Source organism: Vagococcus fessus, from assembly GCF_003987565.1.
GTDB classification, from domain to species: Bacteria; Bacillota; Bacilli; order Lactobacillales; family Vagococcaceae; genus Vagococcus_D; species Vagococcus_D fessus.
Genome location: NZ_NGJY01000001.1, coordinates 211863 through 227148, shown reverse-complemented (window position 1 = coordinate 227148; position 15286 = coordinate 211863). Strand labels below are relative to the sequence as shown.

General features: G+C 30.0%; 16 protein-coding genes. 3 read left to right on the top strand and 13 right to left on the bottom strand.

Going from position 1 to position 15286, the window contains the following annotated elements:
- Positions 1-168 precede the first annotated feature (168 nt).
- Genes CBF31_RS01160 through CBF31_RS11270 form a run of 8 tightly spaced genes read right to left on the bottom strand, consistent with a single transcriptional unit; the run spans position 169 to position 9473 of the window.
- Positions 169-789 carry a hypothetical protein gene (locus CBF31_RS01160; RefSeq protein ID WP_126830130.1) on the bottom strand — a complete coding sequence of 207 codons (621 nt, stop codon included), beginning with the start codon at positions 787-789 and terminating at the stop codon, positions 169-171.
- A complete protein-coding gene (locus tag CBF31_RS01155) occupies positions 786-2180 on the bottom strand; it encodes a sensor histidine kinase (protein WP_126830128.1) in 1395 nt (464 codons plus the stop codon). The genes CBF31_RS01160 and CBF31_RS01155 overlap by 4 nt, the downstream gene beginning before the upstream one ends.
- Complete coding sequence (locus CBF31_RS01150) at positions 2170-2856, bottom strand: response regulator transcription factor (RefSeq protein ID WP_126830126.1); 687 nt, start codon at positions 2854-2856, stop codon at positions 2170-2172. Before CBF31_RS01150 ends, CBF31_RS01155 begins: the two co-directional genes overlap by 11 nt.
- 21 nt (positions 2857-2877) lie before the next feature.
- Positions 2878-4194 carry a lanthionine synthetase C family protein gene (locus CBF31_RS01145; RefSeq protein WP_170167832.1) on the bottom strand — a complete coding sequence of 439 codons (1317 nt, stop codon included), beginning with the start codon at positions 4192-4194 and terminating at the stop codon, positions 2878-2880.
- 13 nt (positions 4195-4207) lie between these two features.
- Positions 4208-5977 (bottom strand): ABC transporter ATP-binding protein, encoded by a 1770-nt coding sequence (locus CBF31_RS01140; RefSeq protein ID WP_126830122.1) that lies wholly within the window; start codon positions 5975-5977, stop codon positions 4208-4210.
- On the bottom strand, positions 5961-9029 hold the full coding sequence (locus CBF31_RS01135) for a lantibiotic dehydratase (RefSeq protein ID WP_126830120.1): 3069 nt from the start codon (positions 9027-9029) through the stop codon (positions 5961-5963). The genes CBF31_RS01140 and CBF31_RS01135 overlap by 17 nt, the downstream gene beginning before the upstream one ends.
- Before the next feature lie 49 nt (positions 9030-9078).
- Positions 9079-9267, bottom strand: a complete 189-nt coding sequence (locus tag CBF31_RS11275) for a gallidermin/nisin family lantibiotic (protein WP_126830118.1) — start codon at positions 9265-9267, stop codon at positions 9079-9081.
- Positions 9268-9293: 26 nt separating this feature from the next.
- The gene (locus CBF31_RS11270) at positions 9294-9473 is read right to left on the bottom strand and encodes a gallidermin/nisin family lantibiotic (protein WP_126830116.1); all 180 of its coding nucleotides are present in this window, start codon (positions 9471-9473) and stop codon (positions 9294-9296) included.
- 173 nt (positions 9474-9646) lie between these two features.
- Here CBF31_RS11270 and CBF31_RS01120 point away from each other — a divergent pair, with 173 nt between their 5' ends.
- The 3 genes from CBF31_RS01120 to CBF31_RS01110 are packed head-to-tail and all read left to right on the top strand — an operon-like array spanning position 9647 to position 11837.
- On the top strand, positions 9647-10342 hold the full coding sequence (locus tag CBF31_RS01120; RefSeq protein ID WP_126830114.1) for an ATP-binding cassette domain-containing protein: 696 nt from the start codon (positions 9647-9649) through the stop codon (positions 10340-10342).
- Positions 10329-11090: a lantibiotic immunity ABC transporter MutE/EpiE family permease subunit gene (locus tag CBF31_RS01115; RefSeq protein ID WP_126830112.1), complete on the top strand. Its 762-nt coding sequence runs from the start codon at positions 10329-10331 to the stop codon at positions 11088-11090. Before CBF31_RS01120 ends, CBF31_RS01115 begins: the two co-directional genes overlap by 14 nt.
- 3 nt (positions 11091-11093) lie before the next feature.
- A complete protein-coding gene (locus CBF31_RS01110) occupies positions 11094-11837 on the top strand; it encodes an ABC transporter permease (RefSeq protein ID WP_126830110.1) in 744 nt (247 codons plus the stop codon).
- Positions 11838-12213: 376 nt separating this feature from the next.
- Here the strand turns inward: CBF31_RS01110 and CBF31_RS01105 are convergent, their stop codons facing one another.
- The 5 genes from CBF31_RS01105 to CBF31_RS01085 form a co-directional block, all read right to left on the bottom strand.
- Positions 12214-12414, bottom strand: a complete 201-nt coding sequence (locus tag CBF31_RS01105) for a helix-turn-helix transcriptional regulator (protein ID WP_126830108.1) — start codon at positions 12412-12414, stop codon at positions 12214-12216.
- Positions 12415-12417: 3 nt separating this feature from the next.
- The gene (locus CBF31_RS01100; RefSeq protein WP_126830107.1) at positions 12418-12723 is read right to left on the bottom strand and encodes a hypothetical protein; all 306 of its coding nucleotides are present in this window, start codon (positions 12721-12723) and stop codon (positions 12418-12420) included.
- A 132-nt stretch (positions 12724-12855) separates the two neighbouring features.
- Positions 12856-13755 carry a DUF2268 domain-containing putative Zn-dependent protease gene (locus CBF31_RS01095; protein ID WP_245977895.1) on the bottom strand — a complete coding sequence of 300 codons (900 nt, stop codon included), beginning with the start codon at positions 13753-13755 and terminating at the stop codon, positions 12856-12858.
- Between the two features lie 288 nt (positions 13756-14043).
- Positions 14044-14187, bottom strand: coding sequence for a putative holin-like toxin (locus CBF31_RS01090; protein WP_126830103.1), 144 nt, complete (start codon positions 14185-14187; stop codon positions 14044-14046).
- A 217-nt stretch (positions 14188-14404) separates the two neighbouring features.
- Positions 14405-14929 carry a hypothetical protein gene (locus CBF31_RS01085; RefSeq protein ID WP_211330802.1) on the bottom strand — a complete coding sequence of 175 codons (525 nt, stop codon included), beginning with the start codon at positions 14927-14929 and terminating at the stop codon, positions 14405-14407.
- Between the last annotated feature and the right edge of the window lie 357 nt (positions 14930-15286).

The following is a 15286-nucleotide window of genomic DNA, read 5'->3' as shown; positions in this document are numbered from 1 at the left end:
AATTAAAGCGCTCTTTTTTAATTAATAATACCATAGTTATACCACATTAATATTTTTTCTTGAGACTTTATAGTATCACTTATTTATAAAGTCTATTTGTATTTAATTAGCATGATACAAACACTTTAAAAAAAGATATTAAATAAATATTTCTTTATTTTTATCAGACTAATGTATTACAAAATCATTTAATAAAATTGGGTTTATCTCGTTAATTCGTATATCATTGACCACTTTCAGCATTATTTCTCTATCTAACCTAATTACTGTCCTATTTATATTAGTATTATATATAATGTCTACAATACTCTCACTTGTTATATATTTATTTCTTTTATCGGCCAAGATAATTTCATTATAATGTCCCAAAACTACTGAAATCGAATCCCAAATCCAACGATCCTTATCCACAGAACTCTCTCCAGAATCAATAACAGCAGTATGATTTTGAATAATTATTGCCAACCATTTTGGAAGATACTTAGATACTGCATCTGTAAAAACATGTCCAATTATTTCGATTCCCATTGATTGATCTGTAATGGCTATCTCGGAATCATAAATTAATTTGTATTTATTTTTAGAATCACATACCATTTGTGTTGTATTTCTACAGTAATCCTGAGATAAATAGGTCTTTAAAAACTCATCATTTTTTATATGTACAACTTTAGGTGTCACCCAATACTCTATTGAGCCCGTTGTTGATATAGCTGTTACATTGGATATCGGAACTACTGTAAGAAATACTAACATTACTATTATCGTAATACTTTTTATTTCCTTCATATTTCATCACCTGTCTTCACTTTTTTCAACACTATACATACCGTAGCACGTTGGTTTTCATTTTTAATAAACAACGAGCCTTTCATTTTCTTTACCATCAACTCTGACATATATAAACCCAACCCAAAATGTTCTTTTTCCCTTTGAATTTCATCAGAATAAAAAGGGACAACACCTTGCTCTAAATAATCATCCGAAAAGAGTGAGCCCGTATTACTAATAGTTAGGACTGTTTCTGTAGGTTGACATACCACGGAACACACAATTTCTCCACCTCTATCTACATGCTCGAGTGCATTTGATAAAATATTTTGCATAATTCTAGTTAGCATTAATCGATCACCGTACACTTTACCGTTATCATTTTCGTATTTCTCTCGAAAGCTAACCTCTTTTTTATTAGCTAGTGACGAAAACTCTAATAGAGTTTCGTGTAAGCTAGAAACACAGTCCACTTCTGAAAAATTTAACGTGTAACTCTCAGTATTTAAACGTGTTATTTTAAGAAGTTCTGTTAACAACTGATCCACTCTCGATACTTCTGATATAATAACGCTGCACCGTTCATCAACTATAGTATCAATTGAACACAATTCTATTAATTCCGTCTCGGCATTTATAATAGTTAGCGGGGTTTTTACATCATGTGCAATCGAAGAAAATAAGTGTTTCTGAATAGTTGCTTTTCTTTGAGAATCATCTAATAACTCCTTCAATTCAATTCTCATCTTATTGATTTGTCTTGATAATTCACCAAATTCTTTATCATTGAAATGAGGGACTGGTGTTACCAGATTTCCTTCTTCTATTTCTTTTAAATGGTGCTCTACTCGTTTAAATTTTGTACGAATCTCTTTATATAAACTTGTTGTAAAATAACTAAGAAATATAATAAAAAATACAAATGGACTTGTTACTAAGATATATTGTAGCCCTATACTGATGTCATCGATGAGCGGTTTTCCAGTAGAAAAAGCTGGGAATATCATTAATACTTTTACAGTCGGATACTTCTCAAATACCTTAAAAGAATACATCTTATTATCTTTTACAAATGCGTGAGTTCCACTAGATGTTTTGTTTAATTCTATCTCTTCTAAAGGAAAGTCTTTACTTTTTAGTTTAATTTCATCCTCACTCACTATCAGATACTGGAATCTAGAATCTTTATTAGAGATGCTACATTCCTCGCCTGATAATAAGTGCGGTAATTGTTTTTCTACAGTATCTAAAAATGTCGTTGAGTAGGTTTTACTGTAGTACGTTCGAGGAAATACAGTTAACCAAATTAACCAACCCGCACTAACAACAAGTACTGATACAACAGTGGCTAGTACTACTTTAACAACCAATGAGCTAAAAGAACGTTTAAGAGAATAGTTATTTTTCAATTTTAGGCTCCCAACTATAGCCTAATCCATATTTTGTTTGGATATATGAAAAATCCTCATCATATTTAGTTAGTTTAAATCTTATTTTCTTTATATGTTCGGTAACTGTATTAGTACTACTATTACTATCAAATCCCCATATCGCCTCAAAAATCTGTTCCTTACTTAATACATGCCCACTATTTTCCATTAATTTCTCAATAATCAAATATTCTTTTTTAGGAAATATTACCACGTTATTATTTATACTAATCTCTTTTCTTTCTTTATTTAAACTGATATTTTGCGTTTGAATTATTTTTTTAGGTGTATGTTGTCTGTGCTCTCTTCTCAAGTGACTATCAATTTTTACTTTTAATTGTTTTAAACTAAATGGCTTTGTCACATAATCATCACCACCACTTTCTAGACCACAGATAATATCTTCCTCTAAGCCAAGTGCACTAATAAAAATTATGGGATAAGATACTGACTCTCGAATACGTTGACAGATCTCAATTCCATTAATAGCAGGTAACATGACATCTAGTAACATCAAGCCAAATATATTTAAATCTATCTCTCTTAATCCCTGAAAAGAAGACACTATCGTTACGTGATAGTCGTACATCTCTAAATACTGTTTGACCAATGTTGTAATTTGCATATCATCATCAACATATAAAATTTCTTTCATAAAATTATCTCCTTATATTATCTAGTTAAGTAAAAAAACCGCATCCCAATTTGTTTTTTTATCACCCAACATAGACAATAAAGGAAGTAATATTCCCACTACTCCATCTAATATACCCATACTATTTATTATTTTTTTTATTTGATAGTTCTCTTCATTTAAATTATTCTCCAAATTAGGGTAACAGAATGGTAAGTTTTCATCATAAAAAAATAAAGTTTCTTCAAGTAACCTACGATACTCATAATCAAATTCCTTGATACTGGTAAGCTCAAAGAATTTTTTGTAAATATACGATACACCGATATATCCATGACAAAAAGTTGGCGATATTAAACCCATTTCAGTATGAATACCAGATAACATAGATTCACAAGCTATACCCAAAATTTCCTTATCATTTAGTGCCTGGGATGCTTTTAATAAGGCGAAGGCAACTCCGGGCCTACCATAACACCAAGCATCCCTACTATTTTCATATATTCTCTCATTATTGGCTATATCACGAATATCAACCATACTAGGCCAATTTTTATACGTAACATCCATTTTAGTTATTAATAGCTCTGTTATCGATAATATTGATCCTCTAAGACCATCAACATTTATATCAGACTCAAGAGCTTTGGACATAACAATTAATGGACCTGAAATACCATGAGATACTCCTAGGTTAATAGCCCCTTCAGGAAATAGTTTTTTTTCTTCCTCTAAAAACAAATCTTTAGAATCAATACGCCAATGCGGAATGTCATTCCCTTTATAGTTAGACTTACTAGATAATCTAATAAAATATTTAAGAATGACTTCTATTTCTTCTCTAAAATATTTTTTGTTTAAATTATCTAACAACATATAATTAAGAATACCTGCTAAGCCTTGCATCGTATCATATTCGAATATTATAGTATTTTTTTCTGAATTAATAACGTTAAGTTTATCTTGAACAAGCTTTTTTAAAAATTCGTCTACACTACTTTTAAACTTTCTATAAAACTTTCCATTATTCGAACTTTCACCAATAGCTAAACAAATTCCACATAATCCAGAAAATAGTGAAGAATCTTCGATTTTAGTTTGTTTTACTATTTCCACTAATTTTTGTATATATATATCACAATACTCCATCCAGCCTTCCTCTGGATATTGCCTATCCAATTCTGCATAGAGAAGACACAATCCTGGTAGTCCATGACTCATTGTTACTGGGTCACTGGGGAATATCTTATTCCCTGAATAATTCAAAAAATTTTCTTTCTCTAATAAAACCGTCTCTATATAATCAAAATCTCTTAATTTCAAAGCTACACTCTTTATATATTTATCTATATCATTCATGATACGTCTCCTTTCAATAAGATATTTCTTTTTCATATAGTTTTCTGTAAACCGAACAAACAGATAAAAGCTGATTGTGTGTCCCTACACCAACAATTGAACCGTTATCCAGTACAATAATTTTACTAGCATTTTTAGCAGCCTCTATTTTATGAGTAATAAAAAGACCAATCTTTTCTTCAGAAATATTAAAGAAATCGTCAAATACTTTAGATGCAGCTTTCGTGTCTAGAGCAGCAGTAGGTTCATCAAGAAAGTACACATCACAAGATTTATAGTACGCTCGTGCCAAGGCAATTTTTTGCCATTGCCCACCTGATAACTCTTGTCCTTCATCAAACCAATTTCCTAATTGATTATCTAGCAGATATTTATACCTATTTTTACCTTCTTTCAAGAAATCAACATCTAAATCAGTTAAAATATTATTTACCCTATTATGATTCTGCTCATCAGAAAATTTCCCTAAGGCTATGTTATCAATTACGCTCATTTCCAACTTTAGAAAATCTTGAAAAAGAACTGATATTCTCTCACTATACTTCTCTTTGTTTAAAGAATTAAATGGTAAATCATTAACATATATTTCTCCCTTAGTTGGACTATACAACCCTATTAGCACCTTTAAGAAAGTTGTTTTTCCCGAACCATTTTCACCTATTATCGCTACTTTATCACCCTTATAAATCTCAAAATTCATATGATGCAATACCTCTTTTGAACCATACGAATACGATACATCTTTAAACTTTATAGATTTTATTTGTGTTATTTCTTCCCCTTCATTTGACAAATCAGAAGGTAATTTCAAAAAAACATCAAGTAATTCCATGTACAGATTACTACTATAAATAGAATATAAGGAAGTAATAATTCCCATCGTATTACTTTGAATCATGTTTACAGATTTAATATATGAAGTTAAATTCCCCAAAAGAATCTTCCCTTCAAAAGCTTCAATTATTGCAAAAATTAATACTATAGAACTTACTATTTCTTGTAACAAATTAAAAAACACAGAAATTATTCCCTGTTTCTTATTAATAATATTTTCTTGTACTATAAACTCTTCTTTTAAATCCCAATACTTTTCTAAAAAAAAATGTTTCAGATTATTAACTTTTAATTCTTTAAATGCAAAATCATGAGTCATAAGGTAACTCAAATACCAACTCTCTCTCTCTTTACTGCTCCGATTGTATCTCATTTCAAATTCTTCTTTTCCAATTTTCAAATAGTAAAGTGCAGAAATACACGGAATTAACATCACTAAAAGAATTGCCCACGGTTTCCATAGGAATACTATGATTGAAACTGATATTAAGGTTACAAAAGATGATATGAAAGATAGAATTGCTTGAAAAGTTTGATAAGGTTTAGTCGAAATATCATTTTCCAATCTCGTGATCTGATCATATATATCAGAATTTTCAAATTGTTCCATTGATAATTCTCCACATTTTTCCATTACCATATAGTTGAGTTTATAATTTAATATTATTTGAAGTTTGTTAGAATAATATGAATTAATACTACTTACTAAATCTGAAAAAATTGAAAATAAAATATAGCAACTGAAAATACCAATCGTATTTTTTATCCCACTGGTTCTAAGTTGTAAACTATTTAGTAATAATTGAGACAATAAAACAGAAACTGTTGGCGAAAGACCACTTAACACAGTGAGTATTAACACCAAAATTGAAAGCTTCTTACTAACTGAAAAAATCAAATAAAATGTTTTTAAAACCCTTTTAATATTACTACTAAGTATTTGTTTCATTTTCTATCAACATCTTTCGTTTATATCTTTGTCCTTTTAAAGTACTCCATGCAAAAAAATAAATTTTCTTTTCATAAAGCCTATCGGTACCTAACAATCTATTGCAATGCAAATGAATAACACTAAGAATAATATCCTCAAAATTATTTGTTAAATGCTTGCTCTCAAATAATGATTTCAAATATCCTTGAATTGCTATATTACGTAGATCTAAAAGACTAATCAGCTCTTTATTTTTCGGATTTTTTTTAAATATGTACCAATTATTATAAGAGTCCAAGTTAGTTACATACTCATTTTTTTTATCTTTAAATTCTAATTTAAAACTATCTTTACCTACCACAGCCTCTAATAATAACAATTGATTTTCAAAAGTAATTCCAAAAGAATTTAAGTAGTGCAGTACTGAAACTACAGCCTTTTTTTCTTTTTCTTCATCCAGAACCATTAATTTAGTAACTACTCTACTATCAATTTGAAATACTTTCTCAACTAGTTCCATCTGATCCTTACCACCATATCTTTCAAATTCTGGTTGATAAGTATCGATTAAATATTTTGAAATTAATTTCAAATTCTGTAATGGTAAAATAAAAATATTAAATCTTTTAGTAATTTCAAAGAGATGATCAGCTTCTGCTTTTATTCTCAATCTTATATGAGGAAATGGGTCATTGTACCTCATAAAATAACTGATAAAAATAGGAAAATCTTTAGAAATTTCTTCTAAAAATTCACTAATTAATTTAATTATTTCCTCCTCATTTTGATTTGAACAATAAATTTTATAAAATATCCACTCATCAAACGGATTAAATTTATTGTCCTGATGAATACTTTTATTGATTTTTATCTCTTTTGTTATTTTGACCTCACTTTTTGAGGTTTTAAAAAAAGGGACAACAATTTCAACTGGTCTTTTTCCACTATAAATAGTATTTAAATTTCCCCCAACTTCTATACCTCGTAAAATCATTTCTCCAAATTGTTTGTATTTTTTATACATTAAATCTATATAAACTCGATTAGTAAAGTCTATAAGTATTCTATTATCTGCACTTTGCAAATAAAATATATTTGGTATTTGTAATTTTTTCTGTAGTTTTATGAAGTGGCTCTCAAATTTTTCTATTGATACTTTAGTATCAGTTAGTTCTAAACTATATTTATTTATTTTCCATAATTCGGTATCAATTATAATGTTTTCAAATTCGATTTGCGGAACGTACGAGAATTGAGCATAGATTTCACTCCAAGCGAAATTACTCCAAGATAATTCATCTTGCAACGATATTTCTTGAAGTAAACGAATACCGTTATCTGAAATAGTAGGATTTAGCATATTATTGCTCGTTACAACTATTTTTTTATTGTCAGCGAGATTCCGAAGATATAACTTATTATCTTCTACCCCTACTAAAACAGATGATATTTTAATTTCATTTTTTTCGTCATAAGAATTTGTATATAAAGATATATTTTTAATATTTGACGAAGAATTCCTTGTAACATTTCCTGATCTGACATCTTTTGGAAAGTATACTAGCTCACAAACATCCTCTGTACTTATATTTTTAAATTGTGAATCGCACTCCTTCATAAATCCTAAAAACGAATCCGAAAAATATGAAAATCTTCCAAATGATTTTCCTGCTTTAATGGATCCTATATTAGTTCCCAAATAAAACTTTTTATTTTTTTTAACTGTTTTTATTAAAAAATTTAGTTCTAAATTTTTAGTTAGTATTTCATCATTTTGTTCCTCATTATTTACATTTAAATATAAAGTAATTTCTTTTAAACTTAGACTAATTGACGTATTCATTTTAATTGCTTCAATATATTTCTTCATGAAATAATCAGTTAAATCATCTGCTGGAACGTGATTTTCTAAAGAAGAAATATAACGATTTTTAGGGTTCATATAATTCATTGGGGCACCAATGCCTAGTGTTTCATCCAACACTTCATAAATCGGAATCTCTATGTACTCACCATACTTTTCTACAAACCTTAATTTAAATTCCTCCAAGTATTTATTCCTTTTATTTTTTGATATTTTAAGTAAAAATGATACGAAATTTTCTAATTCTTGAATATCTTCCTTAATTAAAATCGATGCATTAGTTTTTATTTCACAATCTACTTGTAAATAACTTTTACTCTTAATTTTATTAATATTTTTCATTTTTTCTAAAATAGATTCGTATAAATCTATTCCAGCACCAATTTCTGTTTTACTATATTTCAAAATATCTTCTTGTAATCCTACTAGTAGTTCTTTATACATAAGTAAATCTGGATTATCACTTAGTTTCGATATAACCCAATCTAGCTCATCGGTATTGGTTAGAGGTGGTCTGAGACTCGATATTAAAAATTCATTCTCTACTAGAGTGAGCAAATAAGATATAAATACTTCTATCTCACGAGAAGGATATTCATTTTGTAAACAAACTATTAGATTGTCAAAACTTAAATTTTTTTTCTGATCAAAAACACTATAAAGTAATTTAAATGGTTTTGTTAGATTAATACTTACTCTATCTGTTCGAGAATCCGTATTGTATGGTAAAAAAACTCTATTGCCAATAATATATATGCTTCCATTTAACCTAAAATTTAATTTTGAATAATGATTTTTCTCAATTTGCTTAATAAAATTCATTAACCACTCTATATCTATTCGGGTATGTTTAATAAACATATTATTTTCTTTATCAAGGTTATTTAATTGGTTATTATTTATATCGATTAATCCTACACCTGAAAATAACCCAAAAGGTGTTGTTCGTGTTGCTGATCTATTAATATAACTTGCCACAGCAACAATAAGATTTCTTCTTTTTTTAGAAGTTAATTCATTAAACTCACTCTTTATTAGTAGTTCATACAAAGAATTTGAAGCTATTAGTAACTGTTCACAAAATACTTTATTATTTTTTAATTCATCAATATTATTCGAAATATCTATAGCTTTATTTTTAAATTTTTCATCCTGAAAAGGTATGCGTATCATAATTTTATTACTTGCACTTAGATATTCTTTCATACATTATCCCTCCTAAAAAAAGCGGATAATAATATATCCGCAATTTGTATTAGCATCCACCTAAAGAACAGATAAGTGATCCCCCACAACAATTTGATTTCAATGTCGAATTACCTTGACACGTATTATTACAAGTGCCTGGAGTACACCACTTAATACTAGTTATACGTGGCTCCTTATTATTTGAATTAGATATATTTTGTTTTAAATTCAAATCAAAATCATCATATTTAGGCATTTCTTTTCCTCCTTATACTTTTAAAATTAAGCACATGTCCAACAAGTTTTAGTTACACAAACATTCGAACATAGCCAATTTGTATTTGGACATTTGCTGTTACATGTTCCAGGTGTACAAGCAATAAGACTAGTAATTCTAGGGTTTTTATGATCAGTGTTAGAAACTTGCTTTAAGTTCAAATCAAAATCATCATACTTAGGCATCTTTTTCACTCCTTTCTTTTCGTAAGTAACCGGTTACAATACGTAGTATATCGTTAGAATATAAAGTTCTTATAAACTTATTATCTTTTTATTTATAAGAACTTTGTTTATAAAAACTTTATTGTTTGGTGTTATTCTAAAAACTATCAATTGAAAGAGAGGATTAAAATAATATGGCGTTATTACTACAAACAGAGGATTTAACAAAACGATTCAATAAGGAGGTGGCTGTCGATTCTCTTTCCATACACGTAGAAAATAAAACAATTTACGGATTAGTAGGGCCTAACGGTGCTGGCAAGTCTACGACTTTAAAAATGCTAACAGGAAGTTTAAAGCCTACAAGTGGTTCTATACTCCTAACTAACACGACACTTAATCCCCCTACCATTGGCTCATTAATCGAAGAACCTGCACTATATAAAAATCTAACTGCAGAAGAAAACCTTTTAGTTTTAGTAAAGCTTTTAGGTCTAAAAAAGACGAGAATTAAAGAAGTTTTACATCTTGTAAACTTAAAGAACACTGGTAAAAAAACTATTTCTAAGTTTTCTTTAGGGATGAAACAACGTCTAGGTATTGCAGCAGCTTTAATCAGAGAACCTGATTTACTTATATTGGATGAACCGACGAACGGCCTTGATCCAATAGGAATTAAAGAACTACGAGAACTAATTAGATCATTTCCAGAACTTGGCATTACAGTCATCGTATCTAGTCATAATTTAAATGAAATTCAACATATGACAGATTTCGTTGGAATTATGACAAATGGATGTTTAAAATTTGAAGGCACAATACCCAAAAATACTGATTTGGAAGATTTCTTTTTAGCTACTATAAATCCTAAAGAATATGAGGATAAATAATATGAGACATTATATAGAGGCTGAATACATCAAAGGAAAAAGAACATTTAGTCATTTTTTCTTTACTTGGCTACCTATACTAGCGGTACTAATATGTGTTCCATTTTCACAATTTATGTATTTTGATATCAACTTTTTTGTACCCTTAACTTATAATTGGTGGCCGTCACTTTTTTTGCCCATAGGGTTATCTGTATTAAGCTACCAAACCATTCAAAGAGAAAATGAAAGTCACACTTATAACTATTACTCGCTATTGAATCAAAAATTGTTTTGGAAAACCAAAATGATAACACTCGTCATGTATTCATTCTTAGCTAATAGCCTAATTGCTATCTTAACCATAGTTTTGGAACATATAATGTATGAGCCGACGACTATCATTACTTTAAATGTTCTTGTCACCTCATTTATTCTTTGGCTAACAACATTATTTATTATTCCAACTTCAATCCTAATCGCACAATTAACGACACCGCTGGTTTCGATTGTTATAAACCTATTTGGGATTATTATTGGCATTTTTACAACTGTAAAAGATTACTGGTACATAAACCCTTGGGGATGGTCTTTACGCTTAATTACACCTGTTATTAAGACTAATCCTAATGGAACACTACTTAAAGAGAACGACCCCCTAAACACACCCTCTATTATATTTCCGGGTCTTTGTCTGTCAGTACTTGTATTTACAGTCTTGTACTTCAGTGTCCCTATAATCTTATCCAAACTAAAGGGGCGTGATTAAGTTATGTCTTTTTCTCTTGGCGCGGAATGGTTAAAAACAAAGAATACTTTTATAAGAATGATTTTGTACAGTTCACCTATTTTATTTAATCTGGTAATCTTTGGTTACATTAATTTAACCAATCAAAAAATATCTGACGACAGTTTTTATTTTAATTATTTCTCAATCCTAAATTTCCTAATTCCTTTTATAATTTGTTTCATACTCGGATTGATAATGAACTGTGAACGAGAAGCAGGGAACTTTAAGAATATTTTTGGACTGAACCGTCACTACTATTCGTTACTTTCATCTAAATTTATTTTTACTTATTTATTGCTAAGTCTCATTTTTTTTATTAACTCACTTTTAACATTTATATTACTCAAACTAACTTTTAACGTTTCTTTTACAGCATTTTATATTCAGTTTCTTTATGGCTTTACTTTAACATGGTTTTCCTTTCTAACATCATTTGTCCTTTACTTTTTTTTGAGCATAATTTTCAGTTTTATAACTATCCTTTTTGTTGGTTTAACATGTTCATTGTTAACAGCTATTATAGGACTCACCGCATTAGGTAATGGTATCTGGATATTTTTCCCATTTACATGGGGAAGTCGATTGTTGATGCTCGATATAAAAACCAGTTCATTTATGACACTGTTCCATCACTTGTCCAATAATTTAGTCTATATTCTCTTCTTATCTCCTATCGTCTTGTTTATTCTACTTATTTTTGCTTGTGTTACTCTATATAGAAAATAAACAAAAATTCAAAAAGACTAGCTATTAAATATTAATAACTCTCTACTGTGATACAATAGACATGACAGTATCATTCCTATCTTTAGATTGGAGGGTTTCATCTTGAAAACATTATCTAGAACCTCTTTTATAATAATCATTAGCTTGATTGCTAATATTATTTTCACCTGTCTAAACCAAGCTTTTATTGGTGTTCTTATTTCATTCGTTGCACTTGTCTATTGTTTGATTCATGAAATTAAAAGGAACCAACAAGCTCATAGCAAATGATGTTACTGTATCGAGAAAGATACTCAAACTCCCTATTTTATATAACAGAAAAAATCAAAAAAATAACCCTCGAAAGACTATTTTTACAGTCTCTTGAGGGTTTTTATTATTCTATCGACTCACTGTTAAATAAACTATCTACTGGTGTATCCAATGTCTTTGCTAACTTGAACGCCAACTGTAAGGTTGGGTCATACTTATTATTCTCAATGGCATTTATCGTTTGACGGCTGACATTACATTGTTTTGCTAGAGTGTCTTGCGATAGACCTAATTCTTTTCTAAGCTCTTTAATTTTGTTTTCCATTTATTATCCAAACTTTCGCTTGTTATGAACTAATGAAATATAAAATACAATCGCAGCTACTGTCAGATAAATAAAACTTGATGTATTTTCTACTGGTGTGTCTGGATCCATAAAGACCCTAACCATTTTCTCAATGATATCCAAAACCAATAGACCCATTATTATCCCAAATGTTGAGGTAGCAGATTTCTCAATAATCATAACTCTTCTTTCATCACCCATTACAGATAATGAAATAAACATTTTAACGATTAAACCGATTGCTACCACGATAAATAACAGAAATATACCTACTAATAAAAGTTCCATTCTAACACCCCTTTGTCAAATGTGTTTTACATTTTAATTTAACTACAGTTAGCACAAAATGTAAAGACCTTTTGACATTTTAAGACTTAAAAAAGACCACAAACATCTTTCAACGTTTGTGATCTTCATTCTTTATTTAAACATACCACTCATCTCTAGTATCTCTTTTGAAGATGTTAGGGTTGCTTCAGCGATTGTTTGACCTGTCTGTTCTAGATATCGTTTGACCACATGGTAACCGATGGTATAGCCAGCGTTTCGTGAGACACCTACTGGCAAATAGCCCATACTTTTAGCCACCTCATCACCGTACATATAGGCAGCCACTTGTTCAAATCCTTTAACATCCAGACTATCTTTAAATACCTCAATCGTATAGTCCATTTCTTCCTCGTCATAGTCACACACCCACGGTCCTCTGTTTTCTATACCGTAAAGTGATTCAGTAAAGACCTCTGCCAAGCCTTCAATGACGATGTACTCACCCACTGTCACATCCCCATGATTAAAAGGCTCATGGGTAAATCTAACATTATGATTAAACTCATGGGCTAACGCTGACTTCAATCGTGTTTTATTAAAAGCATTAGGTACAACAACCAATAAAATATAACCCGGAATACCACCAAAGCCACTGTACCCCTCACTTGCCATTAAAATCGTATTTTCCTTATCACCTAATAAAATATTAATCACAACATCCTCTAAAGGAATCGTGTAATTAATCGCCTCAAATTGTTGGATCGCATTTTTAATAACCTTTGCAGCTTCGTCATAAATCCCTGTTTCACGTAATGCCTCATAACTTTGTTTTATCTCATCTGTACTCTTTCTAGGCGTCCAAATCCCAAGCATCTCTGATGCCATCACCACATCATACCCACCTGGTGTTTTCGCCGTCATTGGGGCATTCAGATACTCCCACATTTCCTTAACAGGTGCCATGACCTCATATTTGAATTGATCTTCTGTGACAGTCTCAGTACATGCTTTAGTATAAAAGTGTTGTGTATCTACTAGTGTTATAGTCATCATTATCTCCTCCTCGTGTTTATCATAAATGATGACATCACGAGAAGGTCAAGAGTGTATTTTGGAAGAATTAAAATAACACTATACCTGATAACCATATGACTAAATCATGTTAACGATTAGTAAAAGAGATAACTTTCATTTGAAACTTCTAGCCATCTAGCGTATAATCCAAATTGAAAAGAGAACCATGTATAAACATGATTCCCTAGTCGTAAAGCCATTAAGATGGTGACGTTGTTAATCAAAAAAAAAATAACCAATTAACCGTTCAAAGTTAAGGATTGGTTATTTTTTTTTGTCATTTTCTGATATCAGCACGACTAATGTAATCACAGCTATAGTATACTTCCCTATATTTATGATTAGATTAATCGTATCTAACGCAGACAAAAGGCCTCTCCTTTCATAGATTTCAGCACTTATTTTCATAAGCACCACCTCCACTCTAAGATAGCCACCAGCTTAACTTCTTTACCCGACCATTATAGCACTCCATATAAATAAAAAAAGCGAACAAACATTGATATAACAGTGTTTGTTCGCTTTTTTATTACTTTAAAACTATAGAATTAAACGGTTCTAATGGCTTCTTATTACGTGAAATTTAATTATAAATAACAATCTAACCAATTATCTTATTGCTAAACTACGCCTTTTTCCAAATAAAATAACTTAACGTCATAATTAAATCAATTCCAAGTACAACTAACCATGCCTGAATCATATCTGTTAGTATTTTCGTTCTATCTGGATCGCCTACAATAACTGTTGTAAGTATAAGCAGTGCTGCTCCCAATATGAAGGCCAAGACATGTTTTTGCCATCCTTTAAACTGATGTTTGGCATACTCTATTCCGACTAACTTTACCGGTTTATCACCTGTTTTCATAATGTAATAAGCAAAACGTTCATCTGCCCATTCAATCATACTTTTTCCAAACACAACAGAAACGCCAATATAAATTCCTGCTAGGGCATGTGCCGGTGTTGCTGTAGCGCCGTGATACATGTCATAACCTGCTGCTAGTAAAAGAATTAAATCCAGTAACGGTATTAATGAAAGGATTCTAAAGCCTAGTCGCTCCTTTTTAAAAATATATCTGATGGTCAAGCCTAAAACAATGGCTACCCAAAATAAAACCTCACACAATACTATCAACCCAATAATCAAAACTATATCCTCCAACATAATATTACCCTTTATATATCTAATTCTAAACAATATGACCAAAAAAATAAATGCTTCTATAGTCTTTATTGATCTCAGTCTTTAGACTTAGTTTTAAGATCAATTTAAAAGGACTCATATTCTATCTAAGATGAGTATGGAATTGATACACTTTTTTTCAAACATTATCATTATACAGAAAATAATAAATTCGATTTGAAACTTCCAACTATCTAGCGTATAATCCAAATTGAAAAGAGAACCATGTATAAACATGATTCTCTAGTCGTAAAGCCATTAAGATGGTGACGTTGTTAATCAAAAAAAAATAACCAATTAACTCGCCAAAGTTAAGGATTG

Bases quoted from the DNA above. Each gene is read 5' to 3' on its own strand.
- CBF31_RS01160 (WP_126830130.1), bottom strand. From the start codon at position 789: ATGAAGGAAATAAAAAGTATTACGATAATAGTAATGTTAGTATTTCTT.
- CBF31_RS01150 (WP_126830126.1), bottom strand. From the start codon at position 2,856: ATGAAAGAAATTTTATATGTTGATGATGATATGCAAATTACAACATTG.
- CBF31_RS01145 (WP_170167832.1), bottom strand. From the start codon at position 4,194: ATGAATGATATAGATAAATATATAAAGAGTGTAGCTTTGAAATTAAGA.
- CBF31_RS01140 (WP_126830122.1), bottom strand. From the start codon at position 5,977: ATGAAACAAATACTTAGTAGTAATATTAAAAGGGTTTTAAAAACATTT.
- CBF31_RS01135 (WP_126830120.1), bottom strand. From the start codon at position 9,029: ATGAAAGAATATCTAAGTGCAAGTAATAAAATTATGATACGCATACCT.
- CBF31_RS11275 (WP_126830118.1), bottom strand. From the start codon at position 9,267: ATGCCTAAATATGATGATTTTGATTTGAATTTAAAACAAAATATATCT.
- CBF31_RS11270 (WP_126830116.1), bottom strand. From the start codon at position 9,473: ATGCCTAAGTATGATGATTTTGATTTGAACTTAAAGCAAGTTTCTAAC.
- CBF31_RS01120 (WP_126830114.1), top strand. From the start codon at position 9,647: ATGGCGTTATTACTACAAACAGAGGATTTAACAAAACGATTCAATAAG.
- CBF31_RS01115 (WP_126830112.1), top strand. From the start codon at position 10,329: ATGAGGATAAATAATATGAGACATTATATAGAGGCTGAATACATCAAA.
- CBF31_RS01110 (WP_126830110.1), top strand. From the start codon at position 11,094: ATGTCTTTTTCTCTTGGCGCGGAATGGTTAAAAACAAAGAATACTTTT.
- CBF31_RS01105 (WP_126830108.1), bottom strand. From the start codon at position 12,414: ATGGAAAACAAAATTAAAGAGCTTAGAAAAGAATTAGGTCTATCGCAA.
- CBF31_RS01100 (WP_126830107.1), bottom strand. From the start codon at position 12,723: ATGGAACTTTTATTAGTAGGTATATTTCTGTTATTTATCGTGGTAGCA.
- CBF31_RS01095 (WP_245977895.1), bottom strand. From the start codon at position 13,755: ATGACTATAACACTAGTAGATACACAACACTTTTATACTAAAGCATGT.
- CBF31_RS01090 (WP_126830103.1), bottom strand. From the start codon at position 14,187: ATGAAAATAAGTGCTGAAATCTATGAAAGGAGAGGCCTTTTGTCTGCG.